Source organism: Aerococcus sp. L_32, from assembly GCF_050689315.1.
In genome coordinates, this window is the sequence record NZ_JBOEQF010001008.1 from 1 (window position 1) to 673 (window position 673).

Annotated in this window: 1 protein-coding gene; it reads right to left on the reverse strand. The window is 45.2% G+C overall.

All coding sequences use genetic code 11. The features are described from left to right. A partial coding sequence (locus tag ACRCJ0_RS17895) for a helicase C-terminal domain-containing protein (RefSeq protein ID WP_431391488.1) occupies nt 1–558 on the reverse strand: 558 nt, incomplete at its 3' end. Nucleotides 559–673 lie beyond the last annotated feature (115 nt).

Consider the following 673-nt stretch of genomic DNA (forward strand, 5'->3'; position numbering starts at 1 on the left):
TGCATCTTGGCTACCCGACGCGGCCATCCGGCCAAAGATTTGCGTTAGATTCATTAACATATCCGGTAAAGCCACATCATCAAAATAGTTATCGCCCAGTGATTTTAGATAATCTTGCTTGGCCAATTCATCCGGCGTATCTGGCGCTGAAAACGGCAGTCTGGTTAGGACAAAGGCGTCCGTTTTGGCATTGAGATGGACCCCTTCTTGGAAACTAGCCACAGCGAATAAAATGGCTCGTGAACTGTCTTCATACTGACGGGCTAACCGGTCTAGATTGCGTTGATTGTTTTGAACAATCAGGTTGCCATAGTCAGACCGAGTCATCCGCTGCTTCATTTCAAATTGCGTTGCCCGCATCAAAGACCTAGACTGGAAGAAGACTTGGATTTTTCGCATAGTTTTGCGATTGGTCCATAGGGTTTCCACCAAATCAGCAATCACCATAGCAGCCTGGTCTTCATTGTATTTGTCGATAGAGAGAAAATCTTTCAGGTAATAGCCACGAACTTGATGGTTCCGCCCTTGGACAAATTGCTGGGTGTAGGAATCTTCCATGAAAGAATACCAGGCAAAGTCCTCGATACCAAATACTGACTGGATCATATTTTTAGACCGGACGATTTCAAGTGACGCCGATACCAATAACATTTTGCATGGAATCGCTTGGAAT